Source organism: Flavobacterium sandaracinum, assembly GCF_004349135.1.
Classification (GTDB): Bacteria; Bacteroidota; Bacteroidia; order Flavobacteriales; family Flavobacteriaceae; genus Flavobacterium; species Flavobacterium sandaracinum.
On record NZ_SMFN01000031.1, the window covers coordinates 1 to 24,959 of the forward strand.

Annotated in this window: 20 protein-coding genes; 8 read left to right on the forward strand and 12 right to left on the reverse strand. The window is 33.0% G+C overall.

All coding sequences use genetic code 11. The features are described from left to right. From E0F91_RS16605 to E0F91_RS16615, 3 genes are all read left to right on the forward strand, one after another. Positions 1-139, forward strand: a 139-nt coding sequence (locus tag E0F91_RS16605) for an ATP-binding protein (RefSeq protein WP_165930122.1), incomplete at its 5' end; no start/stop codon positions are given. 135 nt (positions 140-274) lie between these two features. Beyond that, positions 275-1,078, forward strand: a complete 804-nt coding sequence (locus E0F91_RS16610; protein ID WP_132067509.1) for a hypothetical protein — start codon at positions 275-277, stop codon at positions 1,076-1,078. Between the two features lie 4 nt (positions 1,079-1,082). After that, complete coding sequence (locus E0F91_RS16615) at positions 1,083-2,861, forward strand: hypothetical protein (protein WP_132067510.1); 1,779 nt, start codon at positions 1,083-1,085, stop codon at positions 2,859-2,861. 48 nt (positions 2,862-2,909) lie between these two features. Here E0F91_RS16615 and E0F91_RS16620 read toward each other — a convergent pair whose 3' ends face one another. The 6 genes from E0F91_RS16620 to mnmE form a co-directional block, all read right to left on the reverse strand. Beyond that, entirely contained in the window at positions 2,910-3,926 is a 1,017-nt protein-coding gene (locus E0F91_RS16620; RefSeq protein WP_086452625.1) for a hypothetical protein, read from the reverse strand. Next, positions 3,919-5,616: a hypothetical protein gene (locus E0F91_RS16625; protein WP_132067511.1), complete on the reverse strand. Its 1,698-nt coding sequence runs from the start codon at positions 5,614-5,616 to the stop codon at positions 3,919-3,921. The genes E0F91_RS16620 and E0F91_RS16625 overlap by 8 nt, the downstream gene beginning before the upstream one ends. A 53-nt stretch (positions 5,617-5,669) precedes the next feature. Next, positions 5,670-8,915: an AAA family ATPase gene (locus E0F91_RS16630; protein WP_086454348.1), complete on the reverse strand. Its 3,246-nt coding sequence runs from the start codon at positions 8,913-8,915 to the stop codon at positions 5,670-5,672. 798 nt (positions 8,916-9,713) lie between these two features. Beyond that, positions 9,714-10,856 (reverse strand): tyrosine-type recombinase/integrase, encoded by a 1,143-nt coding sequence (locus E0F91_RS16635; RefSeq protein WP_086454347.1) that lies wholly within the window; start codon positions 10,854-10,856, stop codon positions 9,714-9,716. After that, positions 10,853-11,416, reverse strand: a complete 564-nt coding sequence (locus E0F91_RS16640; protein WP_243698925.1) for a helix-turn-helix domain-containing protein — start codon at positions 11,414-11,416, stop codon at positions 10,853-10,855. Before E0F91_RS16640 ends, E0F91_RS16635 begins: the two co-directional genes overlap by 4 nt. A 233-nt stretch (positions 11,417-11,649) precedes the next feature. Continuing rightward, complete coding sequence (gene mnmE, locus E0F91_RS16645) at positions 11,650-13,050, reverse strand: tRNA uridine-5-carboxymethylaminomethyl(34) synthesis GTPase MnmE (RefSeq protein WP_132067512.1); 1,401 nt, start codon at positions 13,048-13,050, stop codon at positions 11,650-11,652. Between the two features lie 177 nt (positions 13,051-13,227). Here mnmE and E0F91_RS16650 point away from each other — a divergent pair, with 177 nt between their 5' ends. The 3 genes from E0F91_RS16650 to E0F91_RS16660 all read left to right on the forward strand — a co-directional run bounded on the left by E0F91_RS16650 (position 13,228) and on the right by E0F91_RS16660 (position 16,873). Then, a complete protein-coding gene (locus E0F91_RS16650; protein WP_132067513.1) occupies positions 13,228-14,055 on the forward strand; it encodes a universal stress protein in 828 nt (275 codons plus the stop codon). A gap of 93 nt (positions 14,056-14,148) precedes the next feature. After that, entirely contained in the window at positions 14,149-14,982 is an 834-nt protein-coding gene (locus E0F91_RS16655; protein ID WP_132067514.1) for a universal stress protein, read from the forward strand. Between the two features lie 118 nt (positions 14,983-15,100). Next, complete coding sequence (locus tag E0F91_RS16660) at positions 15,101-16,873, forward strand: MutS-related protein (RefSeq protein WP_132067515.1); 1,773 nt, start codon at positions 15,101-15,103, stop codon at positions 16,871-16,873. 309 nt (positions 16,874-17,182) lie between these two features. Here E0F91_RS16660 and dnaN read toward each other — a convergent pair whose 3' ends face one another. The 6 genes from dnaN to E0F91_RS16690 all read right to left on the reverse strand — a co-directional run bounded on the left by dnaN (position 17,183) and on the right by E0F91_RS16690 (position 22,790). Continuing rightward, positions 17,183-18,301, reverse strand: a complete 1,119-nt coding sequence (gene dnaN / locus E0F91_RS16665) for a DNA polymerase III subunit beta (RefSeq protein ID WP_132067516.1) — start codon at positions 18,299-18,301, stop codon at positions 17,183-17,185. Between the two features lie 291 nt (positions 18,302-18,592). Beyond that, positions 18,593-20,278 carry a gliding motility-associated ABC transporter substrate-binding protein GldG gene (gldG, locus tag E0F91_RS16670; protein ID WP_132067517.1) on the reverse strand — a complete coding sequence of 562 codons (1,686 nt, stop codon included), beginning with the start codon at positions 20,276-20,278 and terminating at the stop codon, positions 18,593-18,595. Continuing rightward, the gene (gene gldF / locus E0F91_RS16675; RefSeq protein WP_132067518.1) at positions 20,278-21,003 is read right to left on the reverse strand and encodes a gliding motility-associated ABC transporter permease subunit GldF; all 726 of its coding nucleotides are present in this window, start codon (positions 21,001-21,003) and stop codon (positions 20,278-20,280) included. The genes gldG and gldF overlap by 1 nt, the downstream gene beginning before the upstream one ends. Before the next feature lie 84 nt (positions 21,004-21,087). Beyond that, the gene (locus E0F91_RS16680) at positions 21,088-21,384 is read right to left on the reverse strand and encodes a putative quinol monooxygenase (RefSeq protein ID WP_073354958.1); all 297 of its coding nucleotides are present in this window, start codon (positions 21,382-21,384) and stop codon (positions 21,088-21,090) included. A 41-nt stretch (positions 21,385-21,425) separates the two neighbouring features. Continuing rightward, positions 21,426-21,902, reverse strand: coding sequence for a DUF1493 family protein (locus E0F91_RS16685; protein WP_165930159.1), 477 nt, complete (start codon positions 21,900-21,902; stop codon positions 21,426-21,428). 60 nt (positions 21,903-21,962) lie between these two features. Continuing rightward, positions 21,963-22,790, reverse strand: a complete 828-nt coding sequence (locus E0F91_RS16690) for an SAM hydrolase/SAM-dependent halogenase family protein (RefSeq protein ID WP_132067520.1) — start codon at positions 22,788-22,790, stop codon at positions 21,963-21,965. A 182-nt stretch (positions 22,791-22,972) separates the two neighbouring features. Here E0F91_RS16690 and E0F91_RS16695 point away from each other — a divergent pair, with 182 nt between their 5' ends. Continuing rightward, positions 22,973-23,923, forward strand: a complete 951-nt coding sequence (locus E0F91_RS16695; RefSeq protein WP_132067521.1) for a PhoH family protein — start codon at positions 22,973-22,975, stop codon at positions 23,921-23,923. 187 nt (positions 23,924-24,110) lie between these two features. Beyond that, on the forward strand, positions 24,111-24,923 hold the full coding sequence (locus E0F91_RS16700) for a Cof-type HAD-IIB family hydrolase (RefSeq protein WP_132067522.1): 813 nt from the start codon (positions 24,111-24,113) through the stop codon (positions 24,921-24,923). The last annotated feature ends 36 nt before the right edge of the window (positions 24,924-24,959 follow it).

The following is a 24,959-nucleotide window of genomic DNA, read 5'->3' on the forward strand; positions in this document are numbered from 1 at the left end:
CCCAGTCCAAGGCTGGTATGACATAATTGGAGAAAAAACGATAGCCGATGCAATATTAGACAGACTTATACACCAATCTCACAGGCTTGAATTACATGGCGAATCCATGAGAAAGAAAAGAGGAATAAACAAAGAGTGATATTTTATTATATTTGAATACTAATTAACAGATGAAAAAATATAGTTTTTAATCAAAACGGAGGTGGTCATTTTGCTCCGGAATTAGGTGGTCATTTTGAAATGGAATCAGGTGCTCACTTTAAAACGGAATGGGGTGATCAATATAACCGGAATTTGCAATAACACCCTTAAAAAACGTTATGAGGATATCGAAATATTGCGAAAAAAGAATGCTGAGGAATATGCAAAATCTGTAGTATTCACTCCTATAGAAACAGACAGCCGTAGATTGTCAGAGATTCAAACAGAGATTGAATCGATTGGTAAACAAAGATCGAAATTCACGGATTTACTAAATAAAAAGGACAATTTTATCAAGGAAGAGGCAGTATTGTTATTCCAGCTTAACGAGATCGCTAAGCAGGAATCACAAATTGATTCCAATGAAATGGCAAATCTAAATTTAAAACGGGATGTTTTGGATTATGCGCTTAAGGGTCTGGAAAAAAAGCGTGTACAGCTGAATAAGGATATTCTTAGTAAACTGCAGGAATTAATCATTAATGAGGTTCATGCCTTTGGCCTGTTGAGCATAGATAATATAGAAATTTCGGATAAGTATGAACTAATTTTTTTACAACATGGTATTGCAGTAAGTTTTACTGATCTTACCGAAGGCGAAAAATTAAGAGTTAAGCTCGCATTTTACTTAAGCTTGATTCAATTGGATATTGAACATAATTTAGGAAGGCATCCGCGGTTTTTGATATTTGATTCGCCAGGTAGTGAGGAGATGGTTCCCAAGCATTTACAGGGTTTGTCTGATATCTTTAAAAGTATTAATGACCGATTCAAAGATAAATTGCAAATATTTGTTGGTTCCGCACTGCGAGATTTCTCCCATATTACTGACAATGAAAAGACATTTATAAAAGAGGAGGATCATTTTGTCTTTTAACGCTATGGATAAAAATGTACTTTTAGGCACTGATTTTTCAAAAATTATTTTTTTAGATAATTTCTATGTCAATGTGGATGTGGAGAATGAAGATGGCTCTGCTGTCTTAGATTTTTTAAAAGAAATAATTAATACCACTGAAAACACATATATTAAGAGAGCCGCCTGCAAGATTATATGCGAACTGACAGCGGTTAACATAATAAAAAACCGCTATTCCTCTCTAGGTGTTTTATTTGATTTTCTCTCCAGTAATACAAATGAATTAATAGACATTGCATTAAAGCAATTACCTTTTTTTATTGAGCTTTTGACAAGTGAAATAGAGCATAAAGTTATAGACCTTACCGATCATGATAATGGCGATATATCCAGTCAGGCTTATCTTTTTTTAGGGATTAAAACCTTCTTTTTTAGTACGTCTAAGAACGATTTTCCAAATTTTATTAGTACAATTTCTGAGGCTGAAAAATATTTTCTTGCAGCTGAAAATGTAATGGACAACAGGGATGATGCCTGGTTTTACATTATATTAATCCAGTTGACAAAAGCTTTATTATCAAATGATCAAGAAGGTGTGGAAACAATGATTACTGAGTTGTATAAGAATTTACAGGTTAGAGCTTTGTATGAAATTGATGTTACTGGTCTGGAACTTGAATATCTAATTTTTCAAATGTTTGATTCTTTAAATAGAAATTATAAGATTGCAATCCGGTCACAAGAATGGCTGGATATTAGGCACGAGACTCAAATGATCCTAGAGGCTAGCATGGAAATAGATAAATTAAAATTGCACAATTCAAAATTTAATAATATTACCAAAAAAATTATTGAGGAGTCAGTTTCTAAAATAGAATCAAATATTTATAATTTTCATCTTTATGGGGAGCATAAGAGACTAATTGCTCTGCATTCTCAAAGTGATAAAAGATTGGCTGATTTTATAGATTCAATACTTCAGTCTTTGCCAGATCAAGATAATGGAACAATAGATGATAATGAAGTATTGGCAATGTTAGTCGTATTTATGGGTGCTGAAGGAGGCCTTGAAATCTATAATAAAATTCAGAAGAAGGAACTGTCTTTTGCAAAAGCAATTGGGCAGTTTATAAAGAATAACTACAATAGTAACTTGTCAATACGCACAGGCAGTTTGGCAGGAGAAGAGATATTTAACGTGTTGATGAGAGAAATTGATACGGTGCTTCCTAAATATTCCAAAGAAAAAAGGAAAACATTTTCGGCTGTACTTGAGGAAGTTATTCGTTATTGCCAAGCTACATTTGTTGGAAATGAAAAGAAACGATTTCCCTTTCTATACAGTACATCTGCAAAAGGAAAAGGCACCAAAGCTAGTGAGCAGGATTTGCAGGATAGTATGATTTTATATTTTGAACATTCTAATATTGCAGATGGATTTGAACATGAGAAGTCTAAGTTTGTGGATGGCGGACGTGTCGATATAGTGTATAAGAAAGATATTCTAACCGTACCTATCGAATTAAAAAAATCATTGTCGCGTCCTGATAAAGATATGCTCGAAGAAAATTACATTGCCCAAGCACAAACTTATACAGCAGGATATGATCAATTGGGTATTTTTGTCTTGTTGGAAATGAGCGACAAGAGTAAAGAACCAATGGCTAATTTCAAAGATTGGTTTAAAATTCATCATTTGCGGCCATCTACAGGTCAGGAAGTATCCTTCCCAGATTATATAATCTCGGTAGTGATACCAGGCAATCGAACTAGCCCAAGTTCAAAAAGTACTTACAAATAGAATATTTGGCCAGACCTCAGCTTAGCGTAATGAATGGAGTTGGATTTCTTAAAAATTTATCGAAGGCTCAATGCGTTCTGGTTTCCAGTAAAATATTTTATTATCTCCAAAAAAGGAAATCGGATACTGTGGTGCTACAAAAGATCTCTCGCCATTATCAGGTCGAAAGACAGAAGACATTTTTTTATCAATTAGAGTTTTGCACGCTTCATATATGCCATTCAGTTCACTAGGAAGCTCACCAATACAATCTTGTTTGTAATCTGCCCTTAAATCTCCGACAGCATTATGAAATACGCTTTGTGTAAAAATATATACAAATTTAATGGTCGTCGTATCTCGCGCAATTATTTCCTCCACAATAGTTTTGAAAAGCTGGTGGTCAAGACTAAAATATCCAGTGTTAATTAAGAACACGCCGGCGGTATTGATTGAATTTGAATTACTGAATTGTTTAATCTGCTTTGAGGCTTTTGCTATAGCATTTTTTATTGAATTTGCTATAACACGTTTATATGCTGCCTTAACTTCGCCCGATGCTGCAGAAAAATTGATATTAACAGAAAAACCATTATCTGCTTCAAATATCTTCGTAATTGTATTGCGCCTGTCCTCATTATATAAGCTCTCTTTTTGAAGATCTTTCAATTCTATAACTATATCTACGATCATAAAATCTGGAGTCATAGTTGCGGTTTCTGGAATTTTCCTACCCCCTAGCTGACAAATAATAGTTTCAAAATTTGACTCATTAAATCGAGGAATATTATAGTAATAGGGATTTGAAAAGCTAGCTTCAGAAAAACTTGTGAAAGAATAGCCATCATGTTCAGCCGTAATATAAGCTTTCCATAAGTCTCCGCCTACATCTTCGCAAAGTGAACGGATAAGCTTATCAATTTTTATTTCGGAACAAACAATATACCCTTTACTGGAAATGATCTCATAAAGCTTTAACCGTGAAAAATCGGTTTCATCTATCATTAAGATGCAGTTGTTATAATTTCGATTTTTTGTATTGAATCCTTCAAAAATTACTCTAAGAATAATTTTAGCCCTATTCATCTTTTATTACAATTTTAAACCTATCCATAAGCCTTTCCAAGTCGATATTATAAGGTATTTTTCTTCTTGAAATTGGCGATAACTGTTCAGTAATATTCTGATTCGCTCTATAGAAGAGTATTTCTTGATTGGGCGCAGTGTTGACTTTCATGGTTTTATTCATTTTTTCCAAATGAAAATTGAGCACTTCCTTAAAATTCTTGTCTTTGACTTGGAAGTAAGGAAGCCAAAGTATTAGTGAATCTATGTCTATAACAGTAAGGCCCTTAATGTTGAAATTTTTATTTAGATCGCCGAGCCTTTTAATCGACTGCTCCTTAAACCATTGATTAAGTCTGTAATTAATACCCAGTGTCTGGAATATTCTGTCATGTACAAGAAGAACGGGATAGACCGTAAGTGAGTTCTTAGAATTTACATAATCATCAAACCTAAATTTCTTGCTGCCAATTTCTTCAATAGTAGTAACTAGTTGTCCAATCCCTACTTTCTTTTTTCCATCGATCAAAAATTTTGTTTTTAAAACAGCATTAATCTGCTCGATATCAGCTGATGCTTTAATTTCCTTAGCAATCAATACATCTTTATTTTCAAATACAAATACTTCATTATTATGTCTAACGTAATAATCAGGTTCTCCTGAAAGTTCCTTTTCCCTCTCGGGCTTCTTTATAAAATATTTTTTTGCAAATATCTCGTCAAGTAGGTTTTTCATAAGAAAGTTTTCAGAAAATTCGCTATTGAAAAAGCTGAAGAAATTACCATGCGAAGCTTTTAAAACGTCATCCTTCTCATAAAGTTCTTTGATTTTAAACTTAGCACTTTTGTAAAACTTATCAATTACAAAAAAGTAATGGACAATTGAATATAGATTATCCTCAATTTTATATATCGGATTATTTTTGATATTTGTAAAATCTTCGTCGGGAGCTATATCGTCGGATACCATTGAATCTAAAAATGCCTTCGCATCCTTATCATCAACCTCCCATAGATAACTGTTAGTTCCTTTTAATTGCAGTAATTTCCCAAAAAGAAATGTCATCTGGGCTACAAATTCGTGTTCAGTCGAAACGTTAAAGGATCTAAGGAATTCATCTTTAAGATTTAAATAGTTAGGCTTAGAATTCAGAAATCCTAATAATGCTTCTACCTTATAAAAAGTGGCATAAAGCAAATGCAAAAATTCAATGTTGTCATTTTCAGAAATACCAAGATCTGCAAATGGAAAAGTAAATACTATGCTAAAATCAATAATCTTTTCAAAATCATCTTCATTTACATTATCCAGCACTTGATTATTTATAAGTTCAGTATTAATGCATAAAAATGCCTTAAACAAATTCATTTCATCATCATCGGGAGAATCATTTGTATTATTTTCTAGTAATTCCTGGGAATTCGACAAAACTGCTTCCGCGAATTTTAATGCCGTTTGCCCACTGACTACTTGTGGCTTGGATGTGATTTGTCTATCAAATAAATATTTATCGACTCTCTGGGTTACTTCGTCATGTATCTCTGGGTTACTAAAAAAATTATCATAGTTAGGGATAGGTCTTGTATTAAAAAAGCCAATGGATCTTAATAAAGATTCTCTCGAGACTTTGCTTAAATACTTTATTATAGGTTCCACTTGTTCATCTGGAAAGAGATCTTTAAATTCAAGTAGTTGCTTTATGTTTATCATTGTATTAAAATCTGTTAGCCAAAATTAACCGAAGGTAGCAAATATGCAACTATCTAATATGGATCTCCAATATTATTCTTTAAATCAAACATTGAAAGATCTAAATAGGCTATAAAACTCTTAAAATATTCCTCAAAATCATCAACCACTTCATTTGAATAAAAAAGCTTTATCACATTTCCTGGGAGCGGCCACAGTGAATGGAAATGGTCTATCGTCCTTAAGCGGGAAGTAATTGCATTGAACAATATTCCCTGCATGTTTGCCCTCATTTCCTCTTTTGAAAATACTTTATAGATGTCGATATCAGATAAAGCAGCATAATAACCATCGCCGAAAGCAGCAACTTCAGATGGATTAAGTCTATTTTCTATAATAAGATGCTTGTTTGAACTGTCCAAAATTCCCTGTTCAAAATAAGAAAGCGGTGTAGAGCTACTTTCATACTCTTTTTCCTTAAATGTCTTATAAGGAATCCTCAATGCCTTCAGCTTGTTAATTTCTGGTCTTTTGTCTTTAATTGAAATACTATACCTATGAAAAGCCAAATCCTCACGAAACTTATCCATTCTGTTTGAATCGAGCAGATTTTCCACCTCGTCATACGGAATGTTATTATCTGTGCGATGGTATCTTATTTGATTTCTCAACTCAATATTATAAACGCGATCAGGAAGGACATTTATATATTCTGTGTCTAACAGAAACCATGAAACGTTTAAATTATCTGTATGGAAATCATTGAAAATTGAAGCCATAAATTCGGGAGGACGCTGCATTATATAGTCTGCCAGAAGACCACGATATCCCTTCTCAGACATTACCTGAATTTTATTAATCAGACTAACAGAATCATACATTTCTATAAACCCTAATTTTTCAAATATCGGCAGTGCTGTGTCCAACGCATATAGAGAATGGTCTTTACGCGCATAGTATTTGGTCCAAAACAATGAAATTGACTTCAGGTCTATCTTACGGCCCTGATGAAGTGCTAATCGCAGATAACTTAGTATGTCTACCCACATGGTGAAACTCGTATCATTTCTATGGTTAACGATATACTGTTTTAGCGACAAATTCAAAAAATCATTTTCCTTGGGTAGCTTTCCAATCGCCAAAAGATATTCTCGCGCCTGTTTTAATATGTAAGATAGCGAGTATTGATCGATACCCAGATCGTATGTGATCTCCTCTAGAATAGTAAGAGCTTTCCATTCATTGCCTTTCATGTATTCACTTATTCCTCTATACCAAATCTTATAAGTTTTCCTATTCTCTGTATGTATAAACAGATCTTCAAGAATATAGGTAACAATTTCCCTAAAATGCATGTTTGAGCTGTCATTCAAGAGTGAACAGATTTTAGAAATTGAAAGCGGTTTTTGATGCTTTTCAAAGAATTCTATTTCTTCCTGTACATCATTTTGTAATTCGCTAAAGAATCGACGTGTTTCATAGTTGTCATCGCTTGTAGTATTCAAAAGAAGGGACCCATCGTTTGTTTCTAAATAGTAAAACATTCCGAACAGATAACGGGTACTTGTAATGTCTTCAATAGTATAACCATTAAAAAGTAATGATCTGCAATAGATAAAGTGAAATCCGTTGAGTGTTGATATATGATCACGAGAAACCATATTTAATATCAGCGATAAATCATAATATTGCCTGATTTCCAGAACTTCGGCTTCCATCGTGGAAAGTGTTTCGCGAATCTGGAAATAGAAATCTCTTACTGCCTCGAAGTCGATAACGCCTTCTATCAATTTCTTAAACTCTACGATTGAAGCGTACTTTCTTATAATGCTTTGTTTTTCTTCCTTTGAATGATCAAAATAAGAAAATCGTGATTGAAATCGCTTCTCTATATTCATTATCGATGCGTATACAACAGCATTGACCTTAGCTGATACAATTTTGTAGTCGGTGTTCCGTTTGCGTAGGAATGTAATAAAACTATCGTGAAACATCGAAATCCTGTTAAGACGCAACTCAAAAAGATATGGATGTTCTGAGACAAATTGTTTCACGAACATCGCACCATATGTATCAAGGAATAAATCAATTTCAGATTGCATAAGGTATGATCGAACACAAAGAAATAGTGCTAGTGCCTGTTTTCCTTTTTCGCCTTCGATTATTTTCTCGTAGTACTTGTCAATGCTATCAAATGCTTCGAAGTCGGGTACAATGCCTTCAATCCTATATTGTTCTGCAATATATCTTACCAGTATTGGATAACCGTCGGTTATTGTAAAAATTTTTTGAATAATTTTGTAATCCTGAATATGGTAAAGCTCATTTAAAACTATTTTTGTCTGTCCATGATTCCAATTTCCTAACAATTGCTTTTTCCAAGGTAATAAGCGTTGCAATGGACGGCTCAATACAATTACCTTACAATGCTCCTTCAGATTATTAATAAAGGCAACGTATTTTTCCAGGTCATTTGGATTATAGTTTTCGACATGGTCAAGGCCATCTATTATAACCGTCTTTTCACGTTCCCTCAATTTTGCTATAATCTGTACTTCGGTATATGGTTTCAGGTTGCGAAACAGCTTTTTTGAGAAATCCTGAATGAAGTTGTTGTACTTCAGTCGCTCGTTATAATCATTATCCTGATTGGAAACCCAGAAACGGTAAACTACGTTATTTTTATATTGATTTTCCAGATTTACCACTAGATGGCTTTTTCCTACACCTGGCTTGCCTTCAATGAGCAATATATTTTCAACGTCAAGCAATTTCCTTGTTACGTTGACAGTAGGTTCTATCAAAAAGGTTTTGAAGATATTCAAAGATGGTAAATCACTTATTTTTATCAGCAGATTTCGTTTGTCGAGACATCCACTAAAAAACTGATCGATGATGTATTTTCTAAGGTGGTCTGTTTTATAAAGCTCTTCTATTCTCTGATCTATCTCTTGTCCTGATTGTGATATTATATAGATATTTCCCAGTCGGAGTGCAGGTATACCTAATATTTCGCAATCGGGTGTAATCTCGAGCCTGTTGAAAAATAAAACATTTGTTTCGTTTGACAATTTGTGAAGATTTCCTGCAATAATGATTTCGGTTTCGGACACAACGATCTCGTTTAGTGAGATGGAAGCGAAATCTTTTATCTGAAAAAAATACTCCTTGTCGTTGCTAATCACCCTGATATCGTCAAATTTATGATCTACCAAGGCTTCAATCTCTATGGATTCAATGGTCCTTTCTACATCCATTATTGTCAGCATCAACGATGTAACAAGTTTTTGGAAAGAGTAACCGTAGAAAGCGTTTCTCATGGTAATATTAATTTGAAATAAATCATTTATTGGTAGACAAATATAGCTAACCTATTCAAATTTTAACGTTTAACCGGCTTAAACCTCAATCCTTAGTGGTTTCTCTGGTATAGCTCCAAATCTTCAAAAAAAACTCGATATTTTTTTGGACGGGTTTATGGTTATAGGAAAGTCCAACACTAATAAATTTCACGACACAATGTATATAGTTGTATCTCAGGAACAATTTTCATACATTTACATTTATACAAATACTTTACTGACTTAAGATCAAATTGATCAAAGATTCAAAGGGCTATAAGGTAAGTTGTTATAAATGAGATCTATTAGGTTACCCTTTTTGGAAGAGTGCTTGAAGATACCAATAAAATCAATAAATTAAAAAGATAGCAGATAATCCTGCCACACCGAAAAAAAGCCGAACAGCAATGTTCTGTTTTTTTGTCTTATCCTGAAATCACCTTTTTTTAATTTACCTGAAGTACTATATTCATCAAGTGTTTCTGCTCCAATGTGTTTCAATTAATCCTTTTTGTCTTCTTGTTGACTGGTGCCCATTTCGTTGTGGCTGGACAGATGGTAAAATTTTCCATATGATACAATTGACAAATGCTTGCTTTTGAAAAAAAAACACCACCACATGTGTTCACTTCAATCAATTCTATATTGAGATCTACATTTTGTCCGTTTTTGAGAAAATCTGCAATAAAATGATGTACCTTCGACCTTAAAGTACCAAAAAAAAATTAAAGCAAAAGCCGAGATTTCATTTTTCTTTTTTAACCAGTATTAAAAATGTTATTTAAATGAAATTTTATTAGTTGTTTCCCTTTTTTTCTCGTCGATGATTTTCGTATATATCTGTGTGGTCTTTATGTTCTTGTGTCCCAGCATTTTAGACACAGTGAAAATGTCGGTACCTGCCGCCATCTGTAATGTTGCATAGGTATGGCGAAAGCAGTGAAAAGTGATATGTTTCTCAATAGCTGCATCTTTAATCCAAATGGGTATCAAACGGTCAAAATCCCATTTTTTTAAATTTAAAAAGATTTTCCCATACTCCATTCTTTGTTCACCTAAGAATTCAAGCGCTTCCTCAGAAATAGGTAGGGTAACTGGCTTATCAGTTTTCTGCTGTTTAAATCTTATATAATACCCTTCCTGTTTGCTGTATTGTACTTCTTCCCATGTAAGTTTTGATATATCGGAATAGCGCATGCCTGTGAGCAGAGAAAAAAGACTGACACGTTTGACAATTTCTTTTTTACAAGGGGTTTTAAATAACCTTACAGCTTCTTCCATGGTTAGAAAATTCCTTTGAGACTCTTGTTCCTTTATGCTTCCAATTGCAGCATTGACATCGGTCTGCAGTAATCCTTTTTTGTATGCTTTTCGAAGAGTAGCTTTGATCTTATTGAAATAAGTTAAAGCTGTATTCTGAGCTAAAAACTTACCCTTTTTCCTGATACATTTTGCCTTTAAGAGATACTCCCTAAAATCTTCTATAACAGTCACATCGATATCCTGTATCAGTATATCCTCATTCTTAAGAAAATTTTCAAAGTGGATAATGGCATAAGTCCAGATATCACCGTTATTGCCCGTTTTATGCTCTGCAACAAGCTTGAGATACTGCAGAAATGATTTTTCGCCAATCTCTTTAAGACGAAGTTGCTGCAGCTCAAAAGGATTGTAGATCTGCGGCTTATTTACTTCATTAAACCTATTTGCACAGATAATTTCAGCTTTATATAGATTCTCAGAATTCATAGTCTTGTCAACATTATTTTTTGGTTTAGGAACGAGGTATAAACTTAAATACTCCCTACGGTAAAGTTTATGGGTCTTAGGATTGTATACCGGAGGGAAAAAATCAAGATATAGTGTAATCTTACCACTTGGCAGTTTCCTCTTTCTTAGCGTAACATTTATATTTTTCATCTTCCTACAGCATTAAAAATTATATCAATATCCTGTTTGGCTACACAGGTGAATTTTCCAACGGAATATTTTACTATACCCTGCCGTTGAATCAATAGATAGAGCGCTCCTGAAGAAATATTATACTTCTGCTGAATTTCCGTTATAGTATAGCAATTGTCAAAACCAGGAAATTGCTGTCCAGTTTTCAAGGTTACATCCTGTACAGGAATTGCAAAAAAAGCTTCAAGATCGCATCTGCGGATAACAGTTCGTTTGCCAAACTTTGCAATGTCCAGATGTCCATTGTTAACTAACCTGTAAAGCGTACTTCTGCTGATTCCAAAAAGAAGGGTTGCCTGAGTAATTTTTAAAAACTCAAGTGGCTTTATTTTTTCCAAATCTGTGTTTAAAAGCTGAACGATCTCGTTATTGCTTTTTTCTACTTTTCCTTTGCGCACCAGTGATTTATAACCACGGCTGTTGCAAATGTGCGAACAATACCGTGTACGCGTTGTTCTGGCTGTGAACTGTTTTTTGCAGTGCTCACAAATTCTGATAACCTCAATGTTAGAACTCATAATGTGACTAATTTTGTGTCCCATTGTGTCTATGTGTCTCTCTGTGTGTCATAATTTCGCCAAAGAAAAATCCAATAAGGAAAATTATTTTCGTGGTACAATAATGGTACAAAAAAGGAACAAACTATCTGCAAATAAAGCTAAATAAACAGAAAGAAGAATCCCAGTTAAAATGCCTTTTTATGACATTTTAACTGGGATTCTTTGTTTTATTTTGTGATGTTTTGTGAAACCTATTTTCCGATACAAAAATTCGCAAAAATATTCCCTAATAATTCGTCATTTGATACCTGTCCTGTAATGGTTCCAAACTGATACAAAGCTTCCTTAATATCCAGTGCCATCAAGTCACTAGAAAGATTAGTTTCAAGACCAAATTTTACTTTTTGTATTTCATCTAATGCTTTTAGTAAAGAGTCATAATGTCTTGTATTGGTGACTATTGTTTCGTTATTTCGTAATGCTCCTGTATTTACAAAGGAGAGCAATTGGTTCTTCAATTCATCAACGCCAATGTTTTCTTTAGCACTTAGGAAAATGAGTTTAATGTTTAATGTTTCAAGTTCTTTTTGAATAGTAGTAATCTCAAGATCGGACAGTAAATCGAGTTTATTGATGACAACAACCAAAGGTTTCAACGGAAATTGGTTCTTAATTTTTTCAATCTCGTTAATGTATTCTGAACTTTGAACTTTAAACTTTAAACTATCAAACAAATATAAAACTACTTGTGCTTGTTCAATTTTTTCAAAAGTCTTCCGAATCCCAATACTTTCCACAACATCTTCTGTCTCCCGTATTCCAGCCGTATCGATGAATCGAAATCCGATTCCGCCAATCACTAATTCATCTTCGATAGTATCACGGGTTGTTCCCGCAATTTCTGAAACTATGGCGCGTTCTTCATTCAATAAAGCATTCAAAAGGGTCGATTTTCCTACGTTTGGTTCACCCACAATAGCCACTGGTATTCCGTTTTTAATAACATTTCCAACGGCAAACGAATCGATTAATCGTTTAAGAACAAATTCGATTCTGTTTAATAATTCATGAAATTGTGTTCTGTCAGCAAATTCTACATCTTCTTCGGCAAAGTCCAATTCGAGTTCAATCAAAGAGGCAAAATTCAAGAGTTCTTCTCTTAGTTTAGCTATTTCATTAGAAAAACCACCACGCATTTGCTGCATTGCAATTTGGTGTGACGCTTCATTATCGGATGAAATTAAATCGGCAACGGCTTCTGCTTGGGACAAATCAAGCTTTCCGTTTAAAAATGCTCTCAACGTAAATTCGCCAGGATCTGCCATACGACAGCCTTTTCGCAGCAATAACTGAATAATTTGCTGCTGTATATAAGGAGAGCCGTGGCACGAAATTTCAATCGTATTTTCGCCGGTGTATGAATTTGGTCCTTTAAAAATGGACACCAGAACTTCATCTAAAGTTTTAGAATCATCCATAATATGTCCTAAATGTAACGTATGCGTTTTTTGGGTGGTTAATTCTTTGTTTTTGATGGACTTAAAAACAGAATTTCCGATAGTTATGGCATCTTGGCCGGAAATCCGAATTACAGCTATAGCACCTGCTCCCGAAGGAGTTGCTAGTGCCACTATGGAATCGTGAGGTATCATATTTAAATTCAATTTAATGCAAAAGTAAGTAAAATTGACATGGCTACAAGACACGCTTATTAAACCATTAACTTTATTTTTTGTTAAAAATTAGCCAAACTGATAATTATCATTCTATTTTGTTTTTTGTTTTGTAAATTTATATAAATAATTGATTTGCAATAATTTAACATTTTTATGAAAAAAATTCTATTTCCTACCGACTTTTCAGATGTATCTAAAAATGCATTTATTTATGCTTTGCAATTAGCTGAATCCATTAATGCTGAAATAGTTACAATGCATGTTTACCAATTGCCGCAAGCCAATTATGTTAATGTTTCGGAGTATTTACATGAAATTTATGATGTAACAGAACTTAGTAATTTTGAGAATTATAAAGATGAAGTTCCTGTTTTAAGAAAAATTGCGGAAGCAAATAATTTAGGACATATCAAAATAAGTCATGCGCTTATTTTAGGAAATTTGGTTCCAGAAATAAAAAAAATTACCGAAAATGAAAATTTTGACTTTGTCGTTATGGGAACTAAAGGGGCAACTGGACTGAAAGAAACTTTTTTTGGTACAGTAGCAACCAAAGTGATGAATGACGTAAATGCATTAGTTTTAATTATCCCTGAACATTGCCTGTATCAGCCAATAAATAAAATGCTTTTCCTGACGGAATATAAGTCAGAGGATACTGCCACTTTTAGTACGGTTTTGTCTTTGTCTGATATTTTTAAAGCTCCTATTGATTGTTTGCGTGTCGGGACCTCACAAGGGGGAATTCTAAATGACTGCAGGTCAGATTGGAAGGTACTGATGGAGCATAAAGAAGTCGTTTTTCATTCAATTGAAGGGGACGATGTAGAAGGTATAATCTTAAATTTTATTGCTTTGCACAAAATTAATTTGATTGCAATGCATGTATACCATCGTAATTTCTTTGAAAAATTATTTGAAATCAGTCTTGCTAAAAAATTGGCATTTCATATTAATGTCCCTATTCTGGGTATTCACTAATAAAATTATTGTCACATAATAGCATCATTTTTTCTATAAAAAAGCAAACAACAGCTTAGCATAATAAATGAACTATTTTAAACTAAACTACAAATGAAAAAAATTTTATTTCCAACCGATTTTTCTGAAGTGGCTGAAAATGCCTTTATACATGCTTTGGAATTTGCAAAAAAAGTTCATGGTGAAATTGTTTTATTGCACACCTTTGAACTACCAATTTATGATAATCAGTTTTTTCCTGAAAATTATGCAGTCATTTACAATTCGGTAGAGCTAGCACAATTTGGCATGTTCAAAGATGAAATTCCAAAACTTCGTGCGTTAGCCGAAGAACGTCATTTGGATAAAATTAAAATGACGCATAGACTTATGGATGGGGATTTGCTTCATAATATTAAAAAATGTATTAAAGAAGATAAAATAGATTTTGTAATCATGGGTACGTCAGGAGCCACGGGTTGGGATGCATTTTTTGTAGGTTCAAATACAGGATCTGTTATTACTGGAATTGAAACTCCAATGCTGTGTATACCGATTGAAGCAAAGTTCAAAAAAATTGAAATTATTGGTTTTACAACACGCTTTAGGCCTAAAGACAAAAAAGCCCTAAATATGGTACTAGATATTGCCAAAAAAACAAAAGCAAAAGTCAAATGTTTATACGTAAAAACAAGTGATTCTGATGTTTCCAAGGATACTGTAGCTCATTGGGAAAAAGAATTTATGAATGAACCTGTAGCGTTTTTTGTGATTACTAGTGATGAAGTAAAGGAGACTATTTTAGATTTTATTCTATACAAGGAAATTGATATATTGTCTATGCTAACCTATAAAAGAGGTTTTTTTGAAGGGATATTCAAACCTAGTTTGACAAAAAAAATAGCGAATAATTTTGACATTCCTATTTTAGCAATACACATGGATTGATGCAGTCACAATTTTAGTTGAAGTTTTGAATACTATTTAGTTTGGCATTGCCATTGCCTTTTAATTTAGACTTCACAGCAGATCTATTTCGTTATATTTGCATATCATTAATTTAATTATGGAAATATACAAAGCAAAAAAGATTCGCTTTTCAACGACGTTAACTGCCATCAATAAAAAGTACAATAGTATAAGTGTTTTGAGACTTCTTACTATTGTACTTTTTTTAATTTCTGTTTATTATTACATTAAAAGTAGTGCAATTATTTTAGCAGTTGCTTCGATAGTTCTCTTTGTTGCTTTTGTGCTATTGATGCGTATTCATTCTATATTAGTTTTTAAAAAGCAAGTCAATCAAGCCTTATTGAATATTAATGAAAATGAAATTGAATACCTAAAAAGAAATAAAACACCTTTTGACAACGGACAAGAATTCAACGATTTTAATCATCCTTATGCGTATGATCTAGATATTTTTGGAGAACATTCCTTGTTCCAAAACTTGAATCGAACGGCTACTTTTATTGGTAAAAAAACATTCGCAAATCAATTGTTGTCAATTCTGCCAAATAACGAAATCACAAGAAATCAGCAAGCAGTCAAAGAATTATCTGATAAATTAGATTGGCGTCAAGAGTTTCTGGCTTTTGCCAAAATAAGCAATGACAATCAATCAAATTATGAGACGCTACTCAAATGGAGTACATTTAATAGCACGCCATTATCTAAAATTAGTGTTTTTATTTCTTACTTCTCTCCACTTCTTTTTCTAGGATTTTTGATAGCTTATGCGGTCACATCTAATATTCTTTTTGTTTCTGTTTTGTCGTACTTTTTTGTGTTTCACTTGGTCATTTTAGGTCGGTTTATGAAACGCATTCAGAGCGAAATTGCAAATTCTACTAATATTGATAAAACCATTCACCAATACAGTTTGTTGTTGCAAAAGATTGAAGAAGAAACTTTTAAGTCTGAAAAATTAACCGAATTGCAACAAAAACTAGTATTCAAAAATGAAAAGGCTAGTGTTCATTTGAAACAATTAGCTGGTTTATTTTCAAAAATGGACAGTATTTCTAATTTTGTGACAGCTATCGTTTTTAACGGTACGTTTCTTTTTAATTTGCATGTGCTACAATCCTTAATTCAATGGAAAAACGATCATGCAGAAGCACTGGAAGAATGGCTCGAAGTGATAGGTGAACTTGAAATGTTGAATAGTTTGGCTAATATGTCCTACAACAACCCAGACTTTGTATTCCCCACTTTAAATGAAAATTTTGAGGTTGATTTTACAGATTTAAGCCATCCTTTACTAAATGATAAAACCAGAATAGGGAATGATGTGCAATTTCATCCCGGATCGTTTATGATTCTAACAGGTTCTAATATGTCTGGAAAGAGTACTTTTCTAAGAAGTTTGGGAATCAATATGGTTTTATCAGGAATAGGTTCATCTGTTTGTGCAAGCCAAGCTAATGTGCATCCGTTGCCTGTTTTGGTTTCCATGCGATTATCAGATTCCCTTTCAGACAGTGAGTCCTACTTTTTTGCTGAAATTAAACGCTTAAAGCAAATTATGGACGAACTCGAAAACAGACCTGCGTTTGTATTATTAGACGAAATATTACGCGGAACCAATTCAGATGATAAACGAAATGGAACTATTGAAGTAGTGAAAAAAGTGATTGGTAAGAAAGCCATTGGAGCCATAGCAACTCACGATATCGAAGTTTGTTTAACTACCAATGAATATCCAAATATATTAACTAATAAATGTTTTGAAGTTGAAATTGTCAATAATGATCTCCACTTTGATTACAAATTACGGGATGGAATTTGTAAAAATAGGAGCGCTACTTTCCTAATGAAAAAAATGGGAGTGATTTGATGGGAGTATTAAGATATAAGAATTAAGTATTAAGAAATGAGAGTCCGTATTTTATACCGACATCCATTTTAGTTTACTGGATAAAAGTGGTATGATTGACAGTTATTACCAAGTTTGTCTTTGCGAGGAACGAAGCAAACCCACTAACATGAGCCATAGTTGTAATCAATTAAACGGAATACTAAAGAGATTTCTCACTCGTTTGAGAAATAAAAGAGAAATGAATAAAAGCAAAAAACCGTCTCGTAATTAAACGAGACGGTTTTTTAAATATAAAATGGTTTGGTTAATAGCGTATTTTAAACTGAACTAGCTGTTTAGCATTACAGGCATAACAAGCATCGTAACCGTTTCACCTTCTTCTAATCCATCAACAGGAGTAAGGATTCCGGCTCTATTTGGTAATGACATTTCAAGCATAATCATATCCGATTGTAGGTTAGTTAACATCTCTGTTAAGAAACGAGAATTGTATCCTATTTGCATATCATCACCTTGGTAATCACAAGTCAATCTTTCTTCGGCTTTGTTAGAATAATCAATATCTTCAGCAGAAACATTCAATTCAGCACCAGCAATTTTCAAACGGATTTGGTGTGTGGTTTTGTTCGAAAAGATGGCAACACGACGTACTGAACTCAAAAATTGAGAACGGTCAATCATTAATTTATTTGGATTTTCTTTTGGAATTACTGCTTCGTAATTTGGATATTTTCCATCAATCAAACGACACATTAAAACATAATTATCAAAAGAAAAAGTAGCATTAGAATCGTTATATTCAATTTTTATTTCTGCATCCGAAGTACCCAGAATATTTTTTAAGATGTTCAAAGGTTTCTTTGGCATAATAAAATCAGCTACTTGAGAAGCCGTTACATCAGTACGTGCATATTTTACTAATTTGTGTGCATCTGTCGCTACAAAGGTTAATCCTTGTGGCGAAAATTGAAAGAATACTCCAGACATAACTGGTCGTAAATCATCATTTCCGGCAGCAAATATGGTTTTGCTTATGGCTGTTGCCAAAACATCAGCAGGAACGAGGGTTACAGATGGATCGTCTAAGTTAACTGATTTTGGAAATTCGTCTCCAGGAGCATACGCCAAAGCATATTTTCCAGAATTAGAACTGATTTCAATCGTACTGTTTTCTTCAACCGTAAAAGTTAAAGGTTGTTCCGGGAATGTTTTAAGGATTTCCAAAAGCAATTTTGCAGGAACAGCAACGCTTCCTTTACTTTCAGAATCAATTCCTAAAGTGGCAGACATTGTGGTCTCTAAATCAGAAGCAGAAACGGTCAATACACTATGGTCTAAATCAAATAAAAAGTTATCTAAAATAGGTAAAGTATTGCTACTGTTGATAACGTTTCCTAAAACTTGTAATTGTTTCAATAAGTACGAACTCGATACTATAAATTTCATCTGTTTTGTTTTATTTTTTAAGGTATTTCTCTAAATCCGAAATACGATACATTTTACAAATATATCGTAAACTATTCTAGTTTGGAAACTTTTTTATTAACATCTTTACTTTGGTTTGAAAGTCAAAAGTCGATAGTCTGAATGCAAATTCTACTTATCAAATTTAAAAAAATGATTTTTTTATTTTGTTTCTAAAAGTTAGATGTTGACCACTTTAAAAAACAAAAATAATAATTTGAACAGCTCATTATATATTTCACTTTTAGACTTTAAGACCTTTGACTTTAAGACTTATTTACTATATTTTCTTTTTCGAAGATAAGTAAATAGGATTCCAAAAAGGGCTAAAATAAGTAATGGAAGTCCAATCGTCAAGAGCTGTGTTCTCGTATAGTTTTCATAAACTTTTTCTTTATCCAATAAAGGTAAATCAAGATCTTTGCTTCGAATGTTAATAAGTCCCGTGTCATCCAATAGATAATTGACACAATTGATCAGGAAATCTTTATTATCATACAAATTTCCAGATCTTTGGTCGTAGCCTAATTCCACCGGTTGCAAGTTTTTATCCAGTTGGTTTTTTATTAAATCACCATCAGAAATCACAATCATTTTGTTCTTTTTCCCGATGGTTTGAAAGGTGTTTTGTTCAAATGGCAACACTCTATTTTCAAACATCGAATGAAATGAACCTTCTAATAAAACCGAAAGTGGAATTTTCCCTTTGTTTAGGTAATCATTTGGTGAAGTTTCTTCGGAAACGCTATTCAAGTTGATCTCTGACGGAGTTCCTATTTTTTTCGAATATTGTGAGGATTGCAACAGAATGGTTTTTTTGATTCCGTTCTTCAAGGTGTCGATGGGATTAGCAAAGTCAAACTTGATTCCACCCAAATTTTTCACAATCGGATGTAAACTATTTGGATAGACTTGTGGCGCAAATTTCCAATTGAATTCCTGAAATTGTGTCGCACTTCCTTGTTCTCCAGTGGCTAATTTTATTGGACTTCCTTGTTCGTCTTTTACTAAATCAGGATTGATTCGGATTCCGTATTTAAAGAACATATCATTCAAATTCAAATCTCTTGGATAGGCCAAAGTAGCTCCAGATGGATTGTATAAACTGTCCATTTCTGCTGAAACTTGATCAATTAACCACAATGTTTTTCCACCGTTCATAATAAATTGATCCAAAACTTGTTTCTCGGCATCGGTAAATGTTTCGGTTGGTTTAGCAATAACTGCCAAATCATATTTTTCTAAAGCTTCTAAACTTGCTACAGGGCTTTTGGCAACCGAATCTAAAGTAAAAGGACCGATAAAATAACTCTCACGAACTTGTAAGAGAAATTTTGCCATTAAAATATCCTGCAATTCACCGTTTCCTTTGATGACAGCAATTTTCTTTTGTTTGGCTTTGGTAATTTTATTCAAACCCTCGGCAATAGAATATTCCAAATGCTGAACAGATCCAATTACTTTTTGAGTAGTGGAAGCGCCCATAATATTTTTCAATAAGGGAATATTCACTTCTTTATTATCGTAAACGGCAATTGCCCAAGGAAAAACCATCGCTTGAGATTGCTTTCCTTTGTCGTCAACGGTTATGTTTATTGGCGTAAGCCCTTTTCGATACAATTCTTTAATATTATCCATGCTGGCGTCTTCGTTTTCCAAAGGATCTACAAATTCAAAAACAATATTGGAGTTGTACGCCTGAAACTCTTCCAGTAATTGTCTTGTTTCTTGTTGCAAACGTTTGAATTCAGCCGGTAAATCGCCTTGCATGTATACCTTTATATACAATGGATTCTGAACTTGTTTAATAATATTTAAAGCAGTAGGCGAAAGTGTATATCTTTGATCTTTAGTTAAATCAAAACGATGAAAAAAGGAATTTCCTATTGCATTCGCAAGCACAAGAATGCCTAAGATAATCAATATTGATTTTAGGTTATTTTTCTTTGAAGCAGTCATTACGATTTGAAAGATTTTAGATTATAAACTGTAAAAGAGAGAAATACAACGGTTATGCTTGTAAAGTAAAGGATATCTCTGGTGTCTAATACGCCTCGGCTCATACTTTTGAAATGATCTTGCATTCCTAATGTAGCAATTATGGAAGACATATTTGGAACAACACCGGCTAAACCTTCAAAACCAAAATAGAAGATGAAACATAAAAATACAGCAACTATAAAAGCTACAATTTGGTTATCCGATAGTGTTGATGTGAATATTCCAATAGCGGAATAAGCGGAAATCAGAAATAATAGTCCAAAATAAGAACCAATCGTACTTCCCATATCAATATTGCCTTCAGGCATTCCTAAATTAGAAATAACAGCTACATAAATTAAGGTTGGTACAATTGCCATTACAATTAAAAGCAAAGCTCCCAGAAACTTTCCATTTACGATTTGCCAAATACTCAATGGTTTTGTCAATAATAATTCTAGCGTTCCTTGTTTTTTTTCATCCGAAAAACTGCGCATGGTTACAGCAGGAATCAAGAATATCAAAATCCAAGGCGCCAAGGTGAAAAACGGTGTCAAATCAGCAAAGCCAGTATTCAAAATATTGTAATCTCCTTCGAAAACCCAAAGAAATAATCCGTTAATAACCAGAAAAATGGCTATAACTAAATAACCAATCGGCGAACCAAAAAAGGATTTGATCTCTCGTAATACTATTGATTTCATTTATTTTTTTATTTAAATTCTCAAATGTTTAAGGTTTAAAGTTCCCAATTCAACAACTTTAAACCTCAAACTTTAAACTATTTTTTATTCTAAAGTAACTAACTTATCCACGCTCCAAGCTTCCGGTTTGTCATTAAATAATTTCTTGGTGAATGTCCAAACATCGTAAAAAAGTTCCGAATTTCGGTAATTCTCTAAATCAGCTTCGGTTTCCCAATAACTGTAGGTAAAGAAAATACTTTTATTGTTTTTATCCTGATACAGTTCTAAGAAACGATTTCCGGGCGCATTTCGTATTTTATCCTTCATTAACTCAAAGTTTTCTAAAAAAGCAGGAATATGTTCCTCGTGAAAACTCAATTTTACTATACGTACAAACATTTAGATTTTAGATTTAGGATTATTGATTTTAGATTTTGCAATTAGTTAAGAACAAATTTGACATTTTCTCTCAAAGAGAATTCTCCTTGAATTTTAGATGTAATTAAATCTCCCATTGTTAAATCAATTTTGTTTGATTGATGTTCTTTTATAAAAAAATTAAAATCATTAATTATTTTTGAATGGCTTTTTGAGAATGGTTTGAATATAAGGAATAGAATAATTTTAATAAAATATAATGGGATTAGCAATATTGTTAATAATACTGAGACAGAACTAAAAAGTTCACCCTCACTTTCGAAATGTTCATCATATTTAAACTCAGAAAAATCTATATTGTATTTTGTAATATAGTTTTCTAACATATCATAATTATCATCTCCCCAAAGACTTAAATCATTTGCTACTTTTGATTTGTTATAAATATTTTTTTCTCCAGATTTGTCTGCAAGAAATTGTTGCATTTCAATATAATTTTGCTTTAAATCTTTAAAACTTATTTTTATAATTGTTTTCATATTGTGTTGCTTTAAATCTGTAATCATAAATCGTTAATCTTCAATCAAAAATCAAAAAAATTATCTGAACACTATATTTATGACATCTCTATAATTCAATCCCAGTAAACTATTGGCAGAACCCACTTTTGAAGGATTGCTTCTAAAAATCGCAATTTCAAGAAAACCGGCTTCGTTGAAAATAGCTAATTTTTCGCCTTCGTATGATTTAATCGGATATTTTTCAGAACTCGCAATATCAGAATAATTAGGTAAAATTGTTTTGATATTTTTGGTTTTTAAAACAATTTCATATGGTCTTCCTTTGGCAATCTCAATGAAATATTTTTTAGAAATATTAATAACGACATTTCCAAAATGGTCAATATAAATCACGTGTCCTTTTATTGAATTTCCATCATCGGAAACAGTTGCCTGTAGATTTGTAACTTGCTTTATGGATTGTATTTCTTTTCCAATGACGTTCATCAAACCACCCTTGGCGAGATGACAGGCCACTTTTACAAACACATCCAGCTCTGTAGCTTCGCTTGGCAAACGATCATGAATAGTAATTGCGACCATTTTTTGTGGCAAAATTTTTTGTGATAGCATGCTTAAGATTCCGTTATCTGCAGCAATAAAATAGTGATCGTTCCATTGCATTACAATATGTTGATTCTCTTTATTAGATTCCATATCCACGCCTATAAGGTGAACCGTACCTTTTGGAAAGCTCGCATACGATGCGCTAATTATGTAACTTGCTTCTACTGTGTTGAATGGGTCAATGTCATGTGAAATATCAATAACTAATGCCTCTGAATACTCAGACAAAATTTTCCCTTTCAACGCACCTACAAAGTGATCTTTCAAGCCGTAATCAGTAGTTAAGGTAATTATTGACATAAATTTGTTTATAACTATTGGTGTTATGTAAACCTAATTTTATTAAATTTGAGAAGTGCAAAGCTAATAATAGTTAACACAAAAAACGAAAAAGAAAAAACAATTTCTAATTAAAAACTAGAAATACACCCGACAGCAAATTGATTGATAAAAAAATTAATTCTAATTTAAAACTACCTCATTTGAACGAAAGAATAATCGAGCTCATAGACATCGCTCCAAAAGACTTTTGGGGCGCTCAAGACACTCATCTTGAAACAATTAAAAAATACTACCCAAAATTAAAGATTGTCGCTCGGGGAACAACCATAAAAGCTTTTGGAGAAAAAGAGGTTTTGGACGAGTTTGAAAAACGTTTTCAACGATTAATGTTACACTTTTCAAGATACAATAACATTGATAACAATGTAATCGAGCGTGTTATTCTTGGCGATGTTCAGGAAGACAGAAAATTTCAAGGACAGGATAAAATATTAGTACATGGAGTAGGTGGCAAAATCATAAAAGCCATGATACCCAATCAGCAATTGCTAGTGGATACCATGGAAAAAAATGATATGGTTTTTGCCGTTGGACCAGCAGGAACAGGAAAAACCTATACAGGCGTTGCTATGGCCATAAAAGCACTTAAAGAAAAGCAAGTCAAACGTATTATATTAACCAGACCCGCGGTAGAAGCAGGGGAGAACCTAGGTTTTCTTCCGGGTGATATGAAAGAAAAATTAGATCCGTATATGCAACCTTTGTATGATGCTTTACGCGATATGTTGCCGAATGAAAAACTAGAAGATTATATTCTAAAAGGAGTCATACAAATCGCTCCTTTGGCATTCATGCGTGGAAGAACGTTAGATAATGCTTTTGTTATTTTAGATGAGGCTCAAAATACCACGCATTCCCAGATGAAAATGTTTTTGACACGTATGGGAAAAAGTGCTAAGTTTATGATTACTGGTGACCCTGGCCAGGTCGATTTACCACGAAGAACCATTTCTGGACTCAAAGAAGCCTTGTTGGTTTTGAAAGATATTGATGGAATTGGAATCATTTATCTGGATGATAAAGACATTGTGCGTCACAGATTAGTCAAGAAAGTAATTGATGCGTATAAGATGATTGAAAATAACGATTAGTAAAACACAAAATTATTGAAGCGGAAAGCGAATTCATTTTCTACAGAGAATGGATTTCCTTTCCGCTTCATTATTTTAAAAAATGAGATCTTTTTATTTAAGGGTTTAAATAAAATTCAAATGAATCCTTTCGTTTCTCTTATAAATACAATAAATTTGGAATTAATAAAATCTCAGTTAAAAAGAAATGATTTTAAAAGAAAAAATTAAAGTAGTTATCAGCGATTTAGATGGAACCTTACTCAATTCTGATCACAAAATATCTCAATATACTAAAACTGTTTTTCAAGAACTTCACAATCAAAACTACTTAATAATTGTTGCTACCGGCCGCCATCACTTGGATGCAATGCCTATTGTAGCGGGTTTAGACGTTCCTCTTTATTTAGTCACTTCTAATGGAGCGCGCATACATTCCCCTGAAAAAGAACTTTTATTTTCCTTTGATATGGAAAGCGATGCCGTTAAATCAGTTTTATCTTTAGACATTGATCCTGAAATTACAACAGTTTTGTTTAGAGAAAATGTTTGGCAAACGAATAAGCATAACGAAAAACTGAATGAGTTTCAACCAGAAGTACATTACCATCCTGAATTAGTAAATTTTAATAACCTAGAGGATTTGAGTGCTATAAAAGTGTTTTTCACGCATCCCAAACATTCCAAATTAATTGCATTGAGAGATCAAATATTAGTCAATCATTCAGGGCTTTTTAGTCATGCGTTTAGTTTGCCATTTTGTTTAGAATTTATGGATAAATCTGTAGATAAAAGTGTTGCCATTGCCAAAATTCTAGAAAAAGAGAATTTTGGTTTCGAAGAATCTATTTCTTTTGGTGATGGATATAATGATGAAAACATGCTAAAATCCTCCGGTAAAGGATTAGTTATGGGAAATGCGCCGGACAGTTTGAAAAATAAATTATCTCATTTAGAAGTTATCTTACCGAATAATCATGATGGAGTAGCAAAATATATAGCCAAAGAATTACTGCAATAACCTAATTTTAAGGTTGTTTTAAACATAGCATAATTT